The sequence below is a fragment of the Komagataeibacter oboediens genome, assembly GCF_003207815.1.
Taxonomy (GTDB): Bacteria; Pseudomonadota; Alphaproteobacteria; order Acetobacterales; family Acetobacteraceae; genus Komagataeibacter; species Komagataeibacter oboediens.
Genome location: NZ_NKTX01000020.1, coordinates 1 through 18,226, shown reverse-complemented (window position 1 = coordinate 18,226; position 18,226 = coordinate 1). Strand labels below are relative to the sequence as shown.

The 18,226-nt window shown below is 61.5% G+C and carries 18 protein-coding genes, 1 tRNA gene and 1 riboswitch; of the genes, 8 read left to right on the top strand and 11 right to left on the bottom strand.

Annotation, left to right across the window (positions count from 1 at the left end):
- Positions 1 to 151 precede the first annotated feature (151 nt).
- Both CFR80_RS09760 and CFR80_RS09755 read left to right on the top strand, forming a co-directional pair.
- Positions 152 to 1,081 (top strand): IS1595 family transposase, encoded by a 930-nt coding sequence (locus tag CFR80_RS09760; RefSeq protein ID WP_042658919.1) that lies wholly within the window; start codon positions 152 to 154, stop codon positions 1,079 to 1,081.
- On the top strand, positions 1,074 to 2,090 hold the full coding sequence (locus CFR80_RS09755) for a P63C domain-containing protein (RefSeq protein ID WP_010515245.1): 1,017 nt from the start codon (positions 1,074 to 1,076) through the stop codon (positions 2,088 to 2,090). Before CFR80_RS09760 ends, CFR80_RS09755 begins: the two co-directional genes overlap by 8 nt.
- Before the next feature lie 326 nt (positions 2,091 to 2,416).
- On the opposite strand, the gene bluB is transcribed toward CFR80_RS09755, so the two are convergent.
- The 11 genes from bluB to rlmB form a co-directional block, all read right to left on the bottom strand.
- Entirely contained in the window at positions 2,417 to 3,058 is a 642-nt protein-coding gene (gene bluB / locus CFR80_RS09750) for a 5,6-dimethylbenzimidazole synthase (RefSeq protein ID WP_010515244.1), read from the bottom strand.
- Between the two features lie 14 nt (positions 3,059 to 3,072).
- A complete protein-coding gene (locus CFR80_RS09745; protein WP_010515243.1) occupies positions 3,073 to 3,687 on the bottom strand; it encodes a hypothetical protein in 615 nt (204 codons plus the stop codon).
- A gap of 151 nt (positions 3,688 to 3,838) precedes the next feature.
- On the bottom strand, positions 3,839 to 4,066 hold the full coding sequence (locus CFR80_RS09740; RefSeq protein ID WP_010515241.1) for a hypothetical protein: 228 nt from the start codon (positions 4,064 to 4,066) through the stop codon (positions 3,839 to 3,841).
- A gap of 186 nt (positions 4,067 to 4,252) precedes the next feature.
- Positions 4,253 to 5,122, bottom strand: coding sequence for an aldose 1-epimerase family protein (locus tag CFR80_RS09735; RefSeq protein WP_010515240.1), 870 nt, complete (start codon positions 5,120 to 5,122; stop codon positions 4,253 to 4,255).
- Between the two features lie 61 nt (positions 5,123 to 5,183).
- On the bottom strand, positions 5,184 to 5,687 hold the full coding sequence (locus CFR80_RS09730) for a hypothetical protein (RefSeq protein ID WP_232275780.1): 504 nt from the start codon (positions 5,685 to 5,687) through the stop codon (positions 5,184 to 5,186).
- Positions 5,688 to 5,831: 144 nt separating this feature from the next.
- A complete protein-coding gene (locus tag CFR80_RS09725; protein ID WP_010515238.1) occupies positions 5,832 to 6,269 on the bottom strand; it encodes a CHRD domain-containing protein in 438 nt (145 codons plus the stop codon).
- Between the two features lie 177 nt (positions 6,270 to 6,446).
- The gene (locus CFR80_RS19810; RefSeq protein ID WP_010515237.1) at positions 6,447 to 6,569 is read right to left on the bottom strand and encodes a hypothetical protein; all 123 of its coding nucleotides are present in this window, start codon (positions 6,567 to 6,569) and stop codon (positions 6,447 to 6,449) included.
- A 41-nt stretch (positions 6,570 to 6,610) separates the two neighbouring features.
- Positions 6,611 to 7,615: an SDR family oxidoreductase gene (locus CFR80_RS09720; RefSeq protein ID WP_010515236.1), complete on the bottom strand. Its 1,005-nt coding sequence runs from the start codon at positions 7,613 to 7,615 to the stop codon at positions 6,611 to 6,613.
- Positions 7,616 to 7,724: 109 nt separating this feature from the next.
- On the bottom strand, positions 7,725 to 8,075 hold the full coding sequence (locus CFR80_RS09715) for a RidA family protein (protein ID WP_010515235.1): 351 nt from the start codon (positions 8,073 to 8,075) through the stop codon (positions 7,725 to 7,727).
- The gene (locus tag CFR80_RS09710) at positions 8,072 to 10,303 is read right to left on the bottom strand and encodes an FUSC family protein (RefSeq protein ID WP_258367761.1); all 2,232 of its coding nucleotides are present in this window, start codon (positions 10,301 to 10,303) and stop codon (positions 8,072 to 8,074) included. The genes CFR80_RS09715 and CFR80_RS09710 overlap by 4 nt, the downstream gene beginning before the upstream one ends.
- 202 nt (positions 10,304 to 10,505) lie before the next feature.
- Positions 10,506 to 11,333 (bottom strand): 23S rRNA (guanosine(2251)-2'-O)-methyltransferase RlmB, encoded by an 828-nt coding sequence (rlmB, locus tag CFR80_RS09705; RefSeq protein WP_010515233.1) that lies wholly within the window; start codon positions 11,331 to 11,333, stop codon positions 10,506 to 10,508.
- 116 nt (positions 11,334 to 11,449) lie between these two features.
- Here rlmB and CFR80_RS09700 point away from each other — a divergent pair.
- From CFR80_RS09700 to CFR80_RS09675, 6 genes are all read left to right on the top strand, one after another.
- Positions 11,450 to 11,535 (top strand) — tRNA-Tyr (locus CFR80_RS09700).
- Between the two features lie 418 nt (positions 11,536 to 11,953).
- Positions 11,954 to 12,403: a cupin domain-containing protein gene (locus CFR80_RS09695; protein WP_110507289.1), complete on the top strand. Its 450-nt coding sequence runs from the start codon at positions 11,954 to 11,956 to the stop codon at positions 12,401 to 12,403.
- A 191-nt stretch (positions 12,404 to 12,594) separates the two neighbouring features.
- Positions 12,595 to 15,126, top strand: a complete 2,532-nt coding sequence (locus CFR80_RS09690; protein ID WP_181418190.1) for an EAL domain-containing protein — start codon at positions 12,595 to 12,597, stop codon at positions 15,124 to 15,126.
- A 147-nt stretch (positions 15,127 to 15,273) separates the two neighbouring features.
- Complete coding sequence (locus CFR80_RS09685; RefSeq protein ID WP_042658922.1) at positions 15,274 to 16,125, top strand: 23S rRNA (adenine(2030)-N(6))-methyltransferase RlmJ; 852 nt, start codon at positions 15,274 to 15,276, stop codon at positions 16,123 to 16,125.
- 82 nt (positions 16,126 to 16,207) lie between these two features.
- The gene (locus CFR80_RS09680) at positions 16,208 to 17,152 is read left to right on the top strand and encodes a ribokinase (protein WP_029329583.1); all 945 of its coding nucleotides are present in this window, start codon (positions 16,208 to 16,210) and stop codon (positions 17,150 to 17,152) included.
- 29 nt (positions 17,153 to 17,181) lie between these two features.
- Positions 17,182 to 17,407, top strand: a riboswitch (cobalamin riboswitch).
- Between the two features lie 185 nt (positions 17,408 to 17,592).
- Positions 17,593 to 18,226: carbohydrate porin (locus tag CFR80_RS09675; protein WP_181418191.1), on the top strand; the 634-nt coding region annotated here is incomplete at its 3' end.

The window sequence follows — 18,226 nt, the reverse complement described above, 5'->3', positions numbered from 1 at the left end:
TGGCCCGAAACCCGGCAGGCACAATGGGTGAAACAGAGCAGTAGCAAAACCGGCTTTAGCGAATATCTGCCACCCATTTTTTTTGGGGCCTATATACTTAACTAGCCAGATTTCCGTTGACTGTCCAGAATTCATTGGCTAGATAGGTTATATGAGCAACAAGCCAGAAACTGTTAGTCTCTACCAGTTCTTCCAGCGGTTTCCTAATGAGGAAGCGGCTCGTAAGTATTTTGAGAACAACCGCTGGGCTGGCGAAATCTCTTGCCCACATTGTGGAGGCCTGTCCGTTGCAGAGGTCAAGAACCATAAGCCAATGCCATACCGTTGTCGGGACTGCCGTCATCACTTCAGCGTCCGCACAGGCACCGTTCTAGCTGAGTCGCGCCTACCGTTGTACAAATGGCTTATGGCAATATACATGATGACCACCGCACGAAAGGGAATCCCGTCCACCCAGATGGCGCGTGAACTCGGAATCACCCAGAAATCGGCTTGGTTTCTCGCGCAGCGCATCCGTGAAACTTGGTTGTCCGGTCAAAATGGCGGGATAGGAGATCATGTCCAAGTCGATGAAACATATGTCGGTGGCCGCGAGAAGAACAAGCACGCTGATAAGAAGCTTCGTGCTGGTCGCGGTTCAGTGGGAAAGACGGCAGTTGCTGGTATCCGCTCGAAGACTGGCAAAGTTCATGCCGTAGTGGTCGCGGATACCAAGGCCCGTACACTCGGCGCTTTCGTGCAAGCGCATGCCAATCCCGGCGCTACGGTAATCACCGACACGCACGGCGGATATGTTGGTCTTGAAGCTGCCGGTTTCACGCACATTCGCATCAATCACTCGGTTGGCGAGTATGTGCGCGATATGGCTCATACCAACGGTATCGAAAGCTTCTGGTCAATGCTTAAGCGAGGCTATGTCGGCATCTATCACTACATGAGCGCGAAGCACCTGCACCGTTACGTTAATGAGTTCTCTTTCCGTCACAATACTGCGCAAGCTGGAACAATGGGTTTTATCGACCAGACCATCGGACGAATGATCGGTAAGCGCCTCACCTATAAGGACCTGATCCATGTCTGAAGACAAGAAGATCATTGAGCCGATCGATGCGGATTTCGATGAAGTCGCGAAAGCAATAACTCCTAAAATCGCCCATAAGCCGGAAGTTAAAATCCTCCCTGACGACCAACGCAACGACATGCGGAACAACGAGGCGACACATAGGGGTATACTGCGGATCGGCGCAGTAGAGATACCATGTGCGGTTTTGAAGGATGGCAGGCGCGTTCTTTCCGAGAACGGTATTGCTAATGTTTTGGGCGGTCGCAGCGGATCGGCGAAACGCCTCAAGACCGAGGCAGCAAGCGAAGGGGCCCATTTGCCAGTATTTTTGGCCTCTAGAAGCCTTTTTCCTTACATTTCCAAAGAGTTGGTGGATGGGCCCCTTAAGCCTATCAGTTACATATCTGGCGACAGCGAAGTCATCGGCTATGCGGCAGAGGCATTGCCGGAAATTTGCAATATTTGGCTTCAGGCTAGGCAGGACAGGAAGCTGAATCCTCAGCAATCTGACAGGGCCCAAGCCGCCGAGATCGTCATGCGGGGGCTTGCCGAACTCGGGATTATCGGACTTGTCGATGAGGCAACCGGTTATCAGGCGACTCGCGATCATGATGCGCTGCAAGCGATCTTGGACAAGTATCTTCAGAAGGAATTTGCCGCTTGGGCAAAACGTTTCCCAGACGCCTTTTATCGCGAGATTTTCCGACTTCGTGGATGGAGTTGGAGTGCCATGTCTGTCGCGCGCCCCGGCGTTGTCGGCACCTACACCAATGATATTGTTTATGAACGCTTAGCGCCGGGAATTCTTGATGAACTCCGCAGCCGCAATCCAAGGCAGGATGAAGGAGGAAGAGCACGAAAGCATCACCAGTATCTTACTGAGGATATTGGGCACCCGGCGCTGGCACAGCATCTGCATGCCGTCATTGGACTTATGAGAGCATCTGCAACATGGGGACAGTTCAAGACGATGCTGGATCGTGCTTTCCCGAAGAATAGGTACGCAAATCGAATTACTTTTGGATGAAAATCTCTAGGACAGGGGCCCAAGGCTGACATTTCGTTGGCTAGATAGGTATATAGGTCCCTTTTTTTTCCTATCCCGTCATGTCCCCGGATCGGCCCCCTGCATTCGTCTGTCCGGCACCGCAATCCCGCGTCATGACCGACACCCGTACACGGCGGCACCGCATGACAATACACAGTGTTACAGGGACCCTCCAAAAATAAGTCACTGATAAAAATAAAAGTTTTTGGATGCCCCTTTTCTCAAAAAGGCGACGTTTCCTGAAGCTTTCTGAGAACAGCTTCACAAAAAACTTTTATTACTTTCATCACAATGCATATGCCGTCCTAGCGCTGGATCCATTCCCGCCGTTCGGGCGCGCGACGTTCCCAGCCGCGACGTTCCAGTTCCGGCGTGCTGGCAGGCTGGGCCGGGTATCCCACGCACAGATAGGCCACCAGTTCCAGCGCGGGATCCACGTCCAGCACGGTCTTGATCCGTTCGGGATCGATAATGGAAACCCACCCCACCCCGACACCCACCGCCGTGGCCGCCAGCCAGAACGTATGAATGGCCATGACAGTGGACCACGTGGTGGTCTGTGGCATCGTCCCACGTCCCAGACCACGCCCCTGCGTGGGGTCGGGATGGGACAGGACCGCCAGATGATGCGGCGCGTCATCCAGCCCCGCCAGCTTCAGCCGGGCATAATTCAGGGCATCCGCCCCCATATGGTCAGCCAGCGCACGGGCATTGCAGCTGGCAAAGTCCTCCCGCACCGCCGCCCGACGCCCCGGGTCGTCCACGCGCACGAAACGCCATGGTTCGCTCAGCCCTACCGATGGGGCAAGGCACGCGGTACGCAGCAGATCGTCCAGAACGGGTTCAGGCACCGGATCACGGTTGAAATGGCGCACGTCACGCCGCCAGCGGAACAGGTCTTGCAACTGCTCCCGAAAGGCATGGGAGAATTCGGGCATGGACATCATGCCCCTTCTTTCGTTCATTGCAGGCGGTCTGTCACGTCCTGGATACCGTCGGGATCTGCGGGCGTGGGTTGCGCGGGCGCACCCTCTTCCGACGTCAGGGGAGCGGCATAGGCCGGATCTTCCTCGAATTTCGAGGCGACTTCCCGGATTTCATCAAAACTGGCCTTGTACCAGTCCACCTGCGTATGGGTATGGCTGTTCACGACAAAGCTTAGGAAAGCGGGGGAGGAATTCTCCACCTCGCCATACAGTGCTTCGTCCTCGCCCCCTTTCGTATGAAATACGAAGTGACAGTTCACCGCGTCCGTATACCGCAGGAAGGTGTGGTAGATGATGGTCGGCACGATTTCATGCATGGCCTGACCAATATAGTAGGCCGGGCGCCTGCTGATAACGGCGGGTGTGACGTTATCAAGTATGCCTTCATTTTCCAGCGCGCTGGCGCTGTCGGCAAAACGGGACTGGTCGACCGTAACCGTTACCCCGCACCGGCGCACATGATAGGCGCTGGTGATCGTAATCCCGAATTTCTCGTAATCAGGCAACTTGTTGAACGCGGTCGTGGCTGCATGGGCTGTTCCCATCTGCGCCAGCGCTGCAATCACCAGCCATGCCGCGCGTCGTGGCATCTGTCTACCCATATCCTTCCGCTCTCCCGGCTGCCTGTCAGATGTATTTTACGCCCCCCTTATGTCGCGTCCAATGAATATGGCGGCACACCGGAATGCGCCGCCATACATCATGATACAGGATCAGCCCGCCCGCGGCTGACTGGTCTGTTCAGGACCGGTCCCAGCCCCGCAGCGCCAGCAGGGAGGGCGATCCCTCCATCCCCGCATGGCAGCCTGACGGCACGGCGATACTGGGCAGCGTCGCCAGCAGCATCATCCCCTGTTTGCGGTAGGCCGCGCCAACCCAGCCCACAACGCGCTGGCGCAGTGTGCGGATCGGGAGGGGATTGGAAGAAGGGGAAAATCCCACGGCGGGGACAGGAGAAAAACTACGCATCAAGGCGTTTCCCGTGAGCCTAGCGGGCGAGACTGCCGCATGCTGCTCCTGCGCGCACGCTACGACGCAACCGGGGGGTTGGAAATACGATATTTTCGCAGATTTCCGGGGCGATCCATGCTTTTTTCGCAAAGCTTATTCCGGCAGGTGTTGCATGGAAAAGACACCTGCCGGAAGGGACATGGATCAGATGCAGCCCACTTGCCAGGAAGCGCGCCATTCCTGCCCCGGCTGCAGGTGAAATACACCCGGACGCGTGGAAAAATCGCCCTTGAATCCAACCGGACTGGCCATGCCATGCCACGGTTCAATACACAGGAAATCACCACCGGGCTTCATCCAGATTCCCAGTTGCGGGAAACCTTCCCATGTCAGGCGCAGACCCGGGCCGTCCGGAATGCGATAGGTCAGCCCCGTGCTGGCCGGCTGGTCCAGAATCAGCGCATCCGCCGCAAACAGGGATTCATCCAGATGCAGTACGCGCCCGCGCACCGGTGTGGGGAAGGAATCGGGCAGCAGCAGCCCGCCCTTCAGGCGGCGCACGTCTTCGGGTTCGGGCTGGTCGAATTCAATGATATGCCGGTCCTTGGGCACATCAGGCGACAGCGGCCAGGCAAAGGCGGGATGCGCGCCCAGTGAGGCGGGCAGGACACGCGTCGCATCGGGATTGGTCACGCAGTAGCCAACCCGCAGCCTGCCCTGTTCAATGCGGTAGTCAATGACAAGGCTGAAAGCGAAAGGATAGATCCTGCGCGTCGCCTCCGTATCGGACAGTTCAAGGCGGCAGCCGGTCTCATCACGTTCCAGCCAGCGGAATGTGCAGTCACGGGCAAAGCCGTGCTGGGTCATGCGGTAGGCCTGCCCGTCAACCCATGCCGCGTCATCCACCAGACGCCCCACGATGGGAAAAAGCACCGGGGACTGGCGCCGCCACGGCTCCCCCCCGGCCCATAACAGGTCGCGGCCGTTCGCGCGCAGGGCGCACAGTTCCGCGCCATGGGCACGCACGCTGGCCGCAAGTCGGCCATCACCAAATGTATGGGTATCTTCTGTCATGCTGGTGGCTCCATCCGTTCAGGTAATGGAGCCTACCATGCACGATCAGGGGGCAGGCTGCCTATTCATGGGAAGCAGGGGTGGCACTCGCGGTTGCAAGGCCGGCCTTTTCTTCCGGGGTCAGGCTTATGGTCAGGCGTTCGACCGAAAATGCAAGCCGTGCGCCCGTGCTGCGCGACGAGAACTTGATATGGATGCCGTTGTTATTTTCCATAACGGCGCCCCCTTTGCCCGCGCCGACCGTCGCCTCGCCCTGAACGGACCAGTATGTCCCCTCGATATCCGCGACGCGGTACAGGTTATAGACGGTGCCAGTGGCACGGGTTCTGGAAAAGCCGATGGCCGCCCCCGAACCACCGCGGATGCGGAAGGGGTAGTCATGTCCCTCGAACGTCAGGACACCTTTCCCCCACGACATCCCCGCCCCCAGATCGGCCGCCGACAGGGTAAAGGCGATCGTTGCCGTATTCTGCCCCAGTGCATCCGCCGCATGGGCGCAGGTGACAGGGGCGATACCGGACAGGGACACAGCCGCCGCGACAGCGGCCAGAGATACTAGGCGCAAAAGCGGACTCCATGACTTCTGGCGGGCACAGTCACCCCGCGTCCTTACATGACCGACATGATTTCCATGTCATCCACTGCACTGTGCAGCACAAATAGCAGCCATGCAAACTATATCATGGACACGATCCCAATGACTTGCCGTTTATTTCGTTTCGCCGGGACGGACCGGCGCAAGCTGGGCGCGGGCCTCGCCATTGGGCTGGGCGGCGGTGTGCAGGTTGACATAGACCTGACCGTTCTGAAGGGCCTCCGCCTGTTCGGATGACAGCAGGACGGACCCGTGCTGGCCGGATTTGTAGGGGCCGGGAATGGGTACCAGCACGCCCGCTTCCTCCCCTGCTGGCGCGGGGCCGTGGAAATGGGCGGCCACCACCGGCCCGCTCAGCCCGGTCCATGTCAGGGTATATTTCACAAGGTTCGTACGCGTGTTCAGCGTGGCCTGAACGGTGCCATCGGGCTGGCTGGTCGTGCCATGTTCAGGGGTGAAGTGACCATCCAGCCGCACGGTGGCCGCAAGGGCGGGCGAGGCTACCACGATACTGGCGGCGACAAGGGCGGTCAGGGCGGGAAAACGGATCATGGCAACCTCCACCACAGGTCGGGCCTGCGGGAAATGTGTCAGTGTTGAAGTCATGTACAACGTCGGAAATACACGATCGGGTGCATGATCCATAACGGTACGCAACACGAATCATGACCGGTCCATGTTCCATAATGGCCAGCCGCACGCTCCGGTCAGGCGACGGGAGGACAGTGGTCACCAGGGATGGGAATCGGATATGAAACGCCCGGCATCCGTAATCATGCCAAAGGCATAATAACACGCCGCGACCCCCAGCAGCATCAGCAGGCAGGACATGACAATACGCATCCATGCCATGTGCCATTGCCACAGCCGCACCGCAAGGACATTGCGCGATCCTAGCCCACGCCCGTTCCACCGGCCGCACCATAGACCTGCCCGGTAATGTAACTGGCCTCCGACGACGCCAGCAGGACATAGACGGGTGCCAGTTCCGCAGGCTGCCCCGCGCGGCCCATCGGGGTCTCGCCACCAAAATTGTGGATGTTTTCCTCCGTCTGGCCACCACTGACCTGCAGCGCGGTCCAGAACGGGCCGGGGGCGACGGCATTGACGCGGATGCCACGGTGGACCATCTGCTTGGCCAGTGACTTGACGAAGGCGACGATCGCCCCCTTGGTCGCGGAATAATCCAGCAGGATTTCGGACGGGCTGAACGCGTTGACCGACGCCGTGGCGATGATCGCGCCCCCGCGTGGCATGAGCGGGATGGCCGCTTTGCTCAGATAAAACAGCGCGTAGATATTGGTGCGGAAGGTTTCATCGAACTGTTCGTCGCTGATATCGAGGATACTGTCCTGGTGGCGCTGGCGACCGGCATTGCTGACCAGGATATCCAGTCCGCCCAGTTCCTGATGCGCGCGTTGCACCACGCTGTCGCAGTATTTGCGGTCCCGCAGGTCACCGGGCAGGGCCACGGCCTTGCGTCCGGCTTCGCGGATCAGGGCAATGACTTCACGCGCGTCCGGTTCTTCCTGTGGCAGGTAGGCAATCGCCACATCCGCCCCTTCACGCGCATAGGCGATGGCGGCAGCCCGGCCAATGCCCGAATCTCCACCCGTAATCAGCGCCTTGCGCCCCGCCAGTCTGCCAGACCCGCGATAGCTGGTTTCCCCATGGTCGGGCCGGGGCGTCATCCTGCCCGCAAGGCCGGGCCATGGCTGGGACTGCTGGGGAAATGGCGGCCGGGGATAGGCGTTTTCCGGGTCCACCAACGCAGGCGTGGGGGCTGCCATTTCCGCGGCATGGGACCGGCCAGCGGCGGCTGCGGTAACAAGACCGGCTGCCGCAACGCCTGTCAGAATCTGGCGGCGGGATGATGAATGGCTGGTGTCATCTGGCATGGCGGGGTGCTCCGTGTCATGGGCGGCTCCATGGGACCGCATTCACGAATCTGAACAGCCCGCCCACCTCACGGTTGCATGGAAACCGGCCTTCGGGGCCGCCTGTCGATCAGGGCAGGGCTGCAATTCCGGTGATTTCGACCTTCCAGCGCGGATCGGCCAGACGGGCTTCAACCGTGGCGCGGGCGGGTTTGGCGGCCGGGTCCAGCCAGGCGTCCCACGCACGGTTCATCGCGGCCATGTCGTTCATGTCGCTCAGGAAAATCTGCACCGACAGCAGGCGTGCGCTGCTGGTTCCCGCTTCCGCCAGCAGGGCGTCGATCTGGCGCAGGATATCCGCCGTCTGGCCTTCGGCATCAAGGTCCGGGTCATCGGCTACCTGTCCGGCCAGATAGACCGTATTTCCATGCACGACGGCACCGGTCAGCCGGTCTTCAGGTTGCAGGCGTGTGATGGTCATGGTTGGTTCCTTGGGGTTGCGGCAGGGATACCCGGCCTGATGGATCGAGAATCGGGCGGGACATGGAAACGGTGGGTAATATCAAAAAACCGGGCATGCGCCACAAGCTCGCGCACCAGTATTTCCAGATAGGCGACACTCCACCCCAGATCGAGGCGCCGCGACAGGTTCCCCTCCCCCGCCACCCGTGCCCGCACGCAGGCCAGCGCGTCTGCCGCCCTGTGGGCCAGGGCGGCTGGCGGCTGGCCCCGCCATGCGGCGAACCCCGCAACCGTCCGTTCCACGGCCTGCCGCGCATCAGGCGGCAGGCTGCCACGGTCCAGCATGCGCCGCAGCCGGATCAGGTTCAGCCCAACGGTCATGGCCGCCAGCACCCCATCCAGATAGGCATTGGTCTGGGCATCGGACATGGTGGTGGAATGCCGGACCAGACGCGCGAACCGGGCGGTCAGCGTGTTCACCCATACCCCGGTATCAGGAATGGTGGCGGCGCGCGCGATACGCCGCAGGTCGCCCACCATCTGGCGGCGCATGCGCCAGCGTTCCGCATCCTGATCAAATGGCAGCACCAGCCGGAACACCAGCACGCTGCACCATATCCCCAGCACGACCGCGCTGTTGGTATTAAAAAAGGTCAGTTCATCCAGCCGCGACTGGTTGCCGGGATAGACCATGAACGGCAGGAAATTGTTATAAGGCGCAGCCGTCCCCACCGTGCGGGCGTCACGCAGCGCAAGGCCGCCCACCATCATGGGCACGAACAGCGATGCGACCAGCGTTTCCCACACCGCCTGCCGCGGCAGCACGACAAAGGTCAGGAATGCCGCCACCACCACCGCCCAGACTGCCCCGCGCAGGAAGCCAAGGCTGTCCTGCACCGGGTTTTCATTGGCGGCAAACCGGCTGCATGTCACCACGACGAACATGGCGAAGGTCGCCCCATCGGGCCAGCCCGTCACCTCCCACACCAGCCCACCCATAAGGACGGCGCCTGCGGAGCGGACGCCATTATGCCAGGCATCTGTCCGGTCCCGCCATGGCGGGGTGGAAAAATGGAAATGGTCATGCGCCGGGGCCACCTGTGTCGCGGCCAGATGGGCCAGCGCCGCATCCAGCCGGACCAGCAGCACGCCAAGTGAGGCATTGAGAATATACCCGTCCAGATGAGTCTGGGACCCAGCGGCATCCATGGGCACCGGCCCGCTGACGGCAATAATGTCATTGACCAGTTGCTGCCGGCATTCCGCGCCCAGCATGCGGATGCGCGCGCGCAGGCCGGGCACGGCGGCAACGGGGTCGGGACCGTCCATCTGTGCCTGCATGTCGGCAAACAGCGCCTTTGCCATGGCCAGTGAATTGGTAAAGGCCGGGGGCACGGCGCCTGCCTCGCGTATGCGCGCGGCCAGCCCCAACCCGCGCGACATCACCACCGCCACCGCCGCCAGGGCTGCGCGCGCATGGTCACCGGCATGGGTGCGGTGCTGCATTTCCACTTCACTGAACTCGATCTGGTCCGAAATGGAAAACACGGACCCCAGCAGCGTGCGCGACCGCAGGAACCCCGCGTCACGGCCCGCCATCATGCCCGTCAGGGCCTGCGCCGCCTGCCCCACGGTTGCCGCGACCCGGCGCGTGATCTCCGTATGCGCGACATCGGTTAGGTTGGGCGCGAAAACCGACGCCAGCCCGCTTTCGCACAGAATACCCAGAAAGATGTAGGTGGAGCGGGACATGGCGATGGCAAATACATCGCGCGGATCATCAGCTGCGTTCAGGGCAATCAGGCCGCTGGTAAACGCCATGAGCACCAGCGCATAGGAATGGAAATTGCGCAGGAAGGTCGCAAGCCCGCAGCATATTCCCACCCAGACCGCCAGCACCGGAAAAAACAGCCATGATGACTGGGGCATGGCCGCAATCAGGGTCACGCCCGCCACCGCGCCGCAGACCGTGCCCAGCAGTCGCCACCGCGCCTTGGACATGCTCTGCCCGCGCGAATTCTGGGCCACGATCCATGTGGTCATGGCCGCCCATTGCGGATCGTCCATTTCCATCCACAGGGCAATGACAAGCGCCAGAAGGGCTGCGATGGTGGTGCGGAGCGCAAACCCGAAATCCGACGCCCGCGGGGCATACAGCCACCGGAAACGGCGCAGCCAGCCGCCCATGACGCTAACCACGCAGGCAGCGGGCCGTCGGACTGTCGCCACGCGGGCGATCTGTATCACGCGGTCGTGTCATTTGCCCCGAATGACAAGAATAACGGGATAAATCTACATGTTATAACATAAATAGTTTTTCATGATCCGTCCGGCTGGTAGAACGCGTTAGAAATCATTCGAAAAGCCTTGGCAAATACCGCCCTTTTGGAATAAAGACGGCACCCAGAAACCTTTACCTATTGATTAACAGGCTGTTTTCAAACAGCCCTCAGCGATGGCGGTACATTTCGTATAATGCCACGGCCGCCGCGTTGGACACGTTCAGGCTTTCCATATCGCTGCTCATGGCAAGGCCCGCGATCTCGTCACAATGCTCACGCGTCAGGCGGCGCAGGCCCGCCCCTTCCGCGCCCAGCACCAGGGCCACGCGACGCTGGCTGAAGGACGCGCCATCCAGTATGCCGCCGCCTGCATCCAGCCCCACCACCCACAGGCCACGGGTCTTGAGCGCATCCAGCACGCGCGACAGGTTGACCACACGGATCAGTGGCACGATTTCCAGCGCACCGGATGCCGCACGCGCCAGGGTTCCCGTCTCATCCGGGGCATTGCGATCCTGCATCACGACCGCCACCGCGCCGAATGCCGCAGCCGAGCGCAGGATGGCCCCCACATTGCGCGGGTCCGTTACCTGATCGAGCACCAGAACCGGCCCCGGACGTTCCAGCACGGTATCCAGATCGGGCGGGGTCAGCACATCCGCCAGCAGCGCCATGCCCTGATGCACCGCATCGGGCCCACACAGCATATCAAGCCGTGCGCGTTCGGTGCGCACCGCCTGAATGGGGAACCCGCCTTCCAGTCGGGCGGCAAGGGTATCCTGCGCTTCGGCCGTGACCAGAAGCTGCCGCAGCTTGCGGGCCGGGTTTTCCAGCGCGGCCTGCACCGCGTGCAGCCCGTACAGCCAGCATGTGCCACGCGGGGCCGAGGCAGCACCACGCCCCCCCCGACCGCCCCGGTCGGATGCGGGACGGGTGGACGGGGCCGAATGGGGGGCGGCTGACGCGCCGCGACGACGGGGAGTGCGCATGTTCATGTCCGTTCTTTAAGCCCAACCGTGTCCTGCGTCATTCCCCCAAACCGGAAATGAGCGAAGTTTTTCATGCGGCCTATTGACACCCCCCGTCATTCCCCGTAATTACCCGCCAACCCGGAGGGATGCCCGAGTGGCTAAAGGGGGCGGACTGTAAATCCGCTGGTGTACGCCTACGTTGGTTCGAATCCAACTCCCTCCACCAACTACCTTTCCCAAATAATCACATGCTGTGTCAAAACGCTGGTTTTCCGGCGTTTTTTGTGTTTTTCCTGTCCCTATTGTTCCCTGTTTGTGTCAGGCAGCACCAGCAAATAGCGGGTATGAAATCCGTAGGGAGCGGGTAAGGGGAGAATCCGCATGTTAGCCGGGACAAAAATCCTGGGGGCCCACATCTCCAAAGCAACGATGGCTGAGACTGCGGGCCATTCGTGTCTGTCATGTCATCCGCATGGCTGGTCCGGTGCAGGCAGGGCGGCACGGTCCGTTACTTTATAAAAACGAATTCCCTTTCCGTCTCAAGATCATGTGAGGGCAGTCCCCCATGGTCCCCGGCATGGAACCGCATCGGTCCATCAGGCGCTATGGCCTGTAATAACGATGACCGACCGGAAAGAGAGAAGATGCACAGATCTGTCCCCGCCCTGGCTGCCTGCCTTGCATTTGGTTCCATCCCTGCCTCCTCCGTCCATGCGCAGGTGGTCGCATCCGGGCACCGTGACATTCTGCTGCAGGCCACCCATTCATGGAATGGCATGGCATATGAAAAATACCCCACCACCCAGCCGGAACTGATGATGATCCGGCTGACCATTCCCGCCCACACCGCCCTGCCATGGCATACCCACCCCGTGCCCAATGCCGGTTATGTGCTGCAGGGACAACTGACGATCCACGACCGGGACAGCGGCAAGACGGAAACCTTTCATCAGGGCGACGCGTTCGCTGAATCCGTCAATGACATCCATCGTGGGGAAAGCGGCGATACACAGACCGTCGTACTGCTGACCTATGCCCTGACACCGGGCACACAGCCCTCCATTCCCGCCAAGGGCGAAAAACCGGAATACTGAGACCAGGCAGAACAGACCTGACAGTCGAAACGTCGCATTTCCATGTCATGACACCCGGACAGGCCACAAAGCTGCCGCAATATAATTAATGATAAACTAACAGATTCGTCCTGACAGGCGGTACCGTACATGCCCTGACAACTATGTTCCGTCGGGCGACGACTACCCTTTATATTGTGAAAGACGCCATCATGCCGGACATCACACAGATTTCCTCTCCCCTTCTGGAGAAACTGCCCATGGCCGTGATGATGGCGGATGTATCGGGTCGGGTCGTGTACGGTAACCCGCGCGCCTGCGACCTGACCGGCTACACCCCCACGGATCTGGCTGAAACGCGGCTTGGCCGGCTTTTCCCCGACCAGACCGTCGATGTCACGACCCCGCTGGACCCGTCCCCATCGCAGGACAGGACCACGGCAGATGACGGCACCACCACCCTGCGCCGCAGGGATGGGCTGGGCGTGCCCGTACGCCTGTACCGTGACAGCATAAGCTGGGACGGCGCCCTGTATGAACTGGTTGCGTTGCTTGACCTGACGGAAGAGGAACAGGCGCGCGAGAATGCTGAAATCAGCGCCCTGATCGTGCAGGCAACGGACCGGGGCATTCTGGTGCTGGACCCGCAATACCGCATTACGCACGCCAACCGCGCCATAACCGACCTTATGGGGATGGAGCCCGCGGCCCTGCACGATGCGCCCTTTGGCACCCTGCTTTCGGGGGGCGACAGCGATATCACGACCCTGCGGCAGTTCCGCCAGCATCTGGCGCGGCGCACGGGCTTTGAACTGGATATCCATACCCGCGGGCAGCAGGGGCGGGACCTGTGGCTGCGTTGCGCGGTCACACCGCATTATGGGGATGACGGTCGGCTTGCGGACATTATCGTCATCCTGCACGACATTACCCATGACCGGCAGTTACGCGAACTGCAGCGCGACGTGGTGGAGGCGCTGACCGATCAGCTGTCCCTGCGCGAACTGCTGGATTTCATGTGCCGCCGCATCGAACTGATCGCCCCTGACTGCATGGCGGTCGTCATGCTGGGCACGGGCGGCGTGCTGCGCACCGGCGGACATGGCGGCCTGCCCATGCCGGTCCTGCAGGCGTTCGACGGGCTGGAAGCCAGTACGGCGGGCGGGGCCTGTGGCACCGCAATCGCCACGGCGCAGGAAGTGGTGGTGCCCGATTTCACGACGGAAACCCGCTGGCCCGCCCTGCGCACCGTGGCGGCCCGGCACGGGATTGCCGCGGAATGGGCGGTTCCCGTCATCCTGCGCAATGGGGACGTGGCAGGCAGTTTTTCCCTGTATTTCCGCGCACCCGGTCAGCCGGGGGCATGGCACCGGCGCATTGTCGGCGCCTGCGTGCATCTGGCCATGCTGGCCATTGAACAGCAGCGCAGCCGGGATTCAATCATCCGCCTGTCCTATACCGACCGGCTGACCTGCCTGCCCAACCGCATGTGGCTCAACCGCCGCCTGCAGGAACTGGCTGCCCGCCCACCGGCAGCGCCGCTCAGCATCATGGTCATCGACCTCGACCGCTTCCGCAAGATCGTGCAGGCGCTGGGACAGGGACGTGCCGACCAGCTTCTGCTGGAACTGGCCACCCGCCTGCGCAACGCAATGGTGGGGCGCGACGTGCTGGTGCGCACGGAAGGCGACGAATTCGTAGTATTGACGGAAGAAAATGCACCCGATGTCACCCTTCTGGCAGAACGGATCATCCATAACCTTGAGGACCCGTTCACCGTTGATGGCATTCCCGTCAGCATTTCCGGCAGCATCGGCATAAGCACCTTCAGCGGCGAGGGGCAGGATGCGGAGGAATGCCTGCGTCAGGCCTATACCGCGCTGGCGCAGGCCAAGAAGGCGGGGCGGTGCTGCTACCGCTTCTTCCACCCATCCATGAACCGGCAGGCGGATGACCATGTCATCCTGGCCTCCGCACTGCGTGAAGCCATTGCTGACAGCCGCCTGACGCTGGTGTACCAGCCACAGGTCAACCTGCGCACGGGCGAACTGCATGGCGTGGAAGCCCTGTCACGCTGGGATGACCCGGTACTGGGCATGGTGTCACCGGGACGGTTCATTCCCGTGGCGGAGGAAACGGGGCAGATCCGTGCCCTTGGCGCGTGGTCGCTACGGGTTGCATGTGAGCAGATGGCGGAATGGATCGCACGCGACATCCCGGTGCCCACCGTATCGGTCAACATGTCCGCCATCCAGTTCCAGGATCCCGAACTGGTATCGCAACTGGCGACCATCCTGCACCAGACCGGCGTGCCGCCGGAAAGGCTGATCGTGGAACTGACCGAAACCGCCATGATCGAGAATTTCGACCAGACCGTGACCACCGCGACCGCCATCCGCAACCTTGGCATCGGGCTGTCGATGGATGATTTCGGCACCGGGTATTCCAGCCTGTCCAACCTGGCCAGCCTGCCCATAAGCGAGGTGAAGATCGACCGCAGCTTCATGAACGGCTTTGGCAGCACCGGCAACGTGCGGCAGGTGGTGACCGCCATCATCCGCATCGGGCACACGCTGGGCATGACCGTCATTGCCGAAGGCGTGGAAGACGCCGCGCAATGCGCGGGGCTGCGGGATATCGATTGCGATGTGGTGCAGGGATATTATTTCGGGCGTCCGATGACGACGGCATCCCTCGACACGTGGATCAGGGAACGCAGGTCCGAAGCCGTCCCGGTCGCCTGACACGTACCATAACCCAGGATTTTCGCCGTCCCGCCCCTGTCGTCCATACGGGACGGGGCGCATGCCGGCATGGAAAAAGCCGCCACGATCCAGTAACAGTCCTGCGGACCCCGTTCGTGGGGCATGCAATCCGTGGGGCGGCAGACCTTGAATTACAGACACAGCTATCACGCCGGCAATTTTGCCGATGTCATGAAACATGTCGTGCTGGTGGCCCTGATCGATGCGCTGCGTCGCAAGCCGTCCGCGTTTTCGGTCCTCGACACGCATGCCGGGATCGGCATGTATGACCTGTCGGGCCGCGAGGCACAGGCAACGGGAGAATGGCATGGGGGGATCGGCCGCCTGCTGGACGTCCCGCCCGACCCTGAGGCACCGGCCTGCATCGGGGAATGGCTGGATATCGTGCGCGCCACGATCGCGGCGCATGACGGGCAGACGTTCTATCCCGGCTCCCCCGCCATTGTGGCGGACATGCTGCGACCGGGCGATACACTGACCTGCTGTGAACTGCACCCCGAGGACCAGCGCAGCCTGCGCCGCCTGTTCCGCAACAATCCCGCCGTTTCCGTACATGGTCGCAACGGATACGAGGCCGTCACCGCCCTGCTGCCCCCACGGCAGGCAAAGCGGGGGCTTGTACTCATGGATCCGCCCTTTGAACGGACGGATGAGTTCCATACCCTTGCAAAAGCCATCATCACAGCACGCCAGCGATTTGGTAATGGCATCATCGCCGCGTGGTATCCCATCAAGCATCGCGCGCCCACACATGCCTTCCACAACGCGCTGAAGGATGCGGGACAGCGCAATCTGCTCGCCCTTGAACTGACCCTGCGGCCACCGCTGGACCCGACGCGGCTGAATGGTAGCGGACTGCTGATCGCCAATCCGCCGTTCCGGTTCGAGCAGACCGCGCGCGCCATCCTGACCACCCTGTGCCGCTATCTGGGTGATGGAGAAACACAGGCCGAAGTGGAATGGGTCGTGCCCGAATAAAACGGTCCCGGCCGCCTGTATACCGGTAACGGGCGATGATAGGGTGGCCTATCCGTGTTTCCCATCGTCCAAGGTTTCCTTCATGCCTGCATCGTCCCCCCATATCGCCGTCATCGGCAGCACCAATATCGATTTTGTCGCGCATGTCGAACGCTTCGCACAGCCAGGCGAAACGCTGCATGTCCATGCCTCCACCACCGGACTGGGGGGCAAGGGCGCCAACCAGGCCATCGCGGTAGCGCGGCTGGGACAGGACGTGGCGCTGGCGGGCTGGACCGGAACGGACATGCTGGCCACCATGGCGCGCACCACGCTGCAACAGGCCGGAGTGGATACGCACTGCCTTATGGAAGACCCCGCGGCCGACACCGGCCGGGCCTTCATCACCATAAACCATGCGGGGGAAAACCAGATCCTTGTGGATGGCGGGGCGAACATGGCGCATGGGGCGGAGGCCTGCCCGCTTCTGTCGCCCGTCCTGGATCATGCAACGCTGGTGATGATGCAGATGGAAATGTGTCACGCGCTGGTGCTGGCCATGGCCCGCACGGCACGGGAACGGGGCATACCCGTCATGCTGGACCCCGCCCCGGTCCCCGCGCGTGGCCTGCCCGCCGAACTGTACCCACTGGCGGACATCATCACCCCCAACGAACGCGAAACCCGCGACCTGACAGGCATCGAACCCACGGATGAGACGACCGCCCTGCAGGCGGCACAGATCCTGCATGCCCGTGGCACGCGCACGGCCATCATCAAGCTGGGGCACCGGGGTGTCGTATATTCCGCGCCCGATGCGCAGGGGTTCGTGTCCCCTTTCCGCGTCAGGGCGATTGATACGGTGGCGGCGGGGGACTGTTTCAATGCGGGACTTGCCAGTGCACTGGCCCGCGGGGCGGCCATTGGGGAAGCAGTGCGCTTCGCCGCCGCATGCGGTGCACTGGCCACGACCCGTCCGGGTGCCGCGCAGGCCGCGCCCACCATGGATGAGGTGGCGGACCTGCTGGACCGACAGCCTCCGGCCTGATCTTGCCTAATGGACTGTAAACGCTATAGTCCGGGCCATAAGTCAGCGGTCCCGTGCAAACGGGTTGGAAAGGGAATGCTGTAAACCCCGGCAGGATATCATATCCGGGGGTGGAGTCGGCAGCTGTACCCGCAACTGTAAACGGAGAGTGTTTCATCTGCTGCCGCCCTGCGGCAACCACTGGCTCCGGCCGGGAAGGGAGATGAAATGCAGCGACCCGTAAGCCAGGAGACCTGCCGCTGTCCTTTAACGATATCGTCGGGCGGGCTGACCGGAGATGGGCATGAGACATGAACACGACCAGCTAGCATTCCGTCCCCCCGTACCAGCAGTGGCCTGCTCGGCGGGTCGCCCTTTTCCGGCCCCATATGGCCGGACCCATCCTGACGGGATGTCTTTTCATGAAAGTCCTTTTTTCCGGCCCGGCACAATATGGCCGGATGCGAACCCTTTTCCTTTCATCCGGCCTTCTGTCCTGTGGCCTGATTGGCACGTTCGGTTCCTATGCCCATGCACAGGTCCAGACACAGATTGCGCAGGACCGCGTCCGCCTAGGTAATTCCACCCCGCTGATCCAGCAGATCGACCCGGCCACGGTGCGCGATTCAGAACGCGCGCAGGCCGATGCGCAGCAGACGGTAACGACAGACACAGGCACGGATAACGCGCTGGATACCAGCGGCAACCTGCTGGGCAACATGTGGGGTGCACGCCCGTGGCTGTACAAACACGGCATCAGCTTCGACATTCAGGAAGTCGATGAAGTCTGGGGCAACGGTACCGGTGGCACGCCAAGCACCAATGGCGATGGGCAGGGGTCGGGCACCGGCCCTGCCTATGACGGCGTGACCATGCCCACGCTGACCATCGATACCGAAAAACTGTTCGGGCTGAAGGGCGGCCTGTTCAATGTCAGCGCGCTACAGACGCGCGGACGTTCCATTTCGCAGGATCACCTGAACAATTTCAACCCGATCAGCGGGTTCGAGGCTGACCGCTCCACCCGCCTGTTCGAACTGTGGTACCAGCAGTCGTTCCTCAAGGGGAAACTCGACGTCAAGATCGGCCAGCAGG

Excerpts from the sequence above, each read along its gene's own strand:
- CFR80_RS09680 (WP_029329583.1), top strand. The coding sequence starts at position 16,208 with ATGCCTGCATCGTCCCCCCATATCGCCGTCATCGGCAGCACCAATATC.
- CFR80_RS09735 (WP_010515240.1), bottom strand. The coding sequence starts at position 5,122 with ATGACAGAAGATACCCATACATTTGGTGATGGCCGACTTGCGGCCAGC.
- CFR80_RS19810 (WP_010515237.1), bottom strand. The coding sequence starts at position 6,569 with ATGGCATGGATGCGTATTGTCATGTCCTGCCTGCTGATGCTGCTGGGG.
- CFR80_RS09720 (WP_010515236.1), bottom strand. The coding sequence starts at position 7,615 with ATGCCAGATGACACCAGCCATTCATCATCCCGCCGCCAGATTCTGACA.
- CFR80_RS09695 (WP_110507289.1), top strand. The coding sequence starts at position 11,954 with ATGCACAGATCTGTCCCCGCCCTGGCTGCCTGCCTTGCATTTGGTTCC.
- CFR80_RS09745 (WP_010515243.1), bottom strand. The coding sequence starts at position 3,687 with ATGCCACGACGCGCGGCATGGCTGGTGATTGCAGCGCTGGCGCAGATG.
- CFR80_RS09760 (WP_042658919.1), top strand. The coding sequence starts at position 152 with ATGAGCAACAAGCCAGAAACTGTTAGTCTCTACCAGTTCTTCCAGCGG.
- bluB (WP_010515244.1), bottom strand. The coding sequence starts at position 3,058 with ATGATGTCCATGCCCGAATTCTCCCATGCCTTTCGGGAGCAGTTGCAA.
- CFR80_RS09725 (WP_010515238.1), bottom strand. The coding sequence starts at position 6,269 with ATGATCCGTTTTCCCGCCCTGACCGCCCTTGTCGCCGCCAGTATCGTG.
- CFR80_RS09690 (WP_181418190.1), top strand. The coding sequence starts at position 12,595 with ATGCCGGACATCACACAGATTTCCTCTCCCCTTCTGGAGAAACTGCCC.
- CFR80_RS09755 (WP_010515245.1), top strand. The coding sequence starts at position 1,074 with ATGTCTGAAGACAAGAAGATCATTGAGCCGATCGATGCGGATTTCGAT.
- CFR80_RS09715 (WP_010515235.1), bottom strand. The coding sequence starts at position 8,075 with ATGACCATCACACGCCTGCAACCTGAAGACCGGCTGACCGGTGCCGTC.
- rlmB (WP_010515233.1), bottom strand. The coding sequence starts at position 11,333 with ATGAACATGCGCACTCCCCGTCGTCGCGGCGCGTCAGCCGCCCCCCAT.
- CFR80_RS09740 (WP_010515241.1), bottom strand. The coding sequence starts at position 4,066 with ATGCGTAGTTTTTCTCCTGTCCCCGCCGTGGGATTTTCCCCTTCTTCC.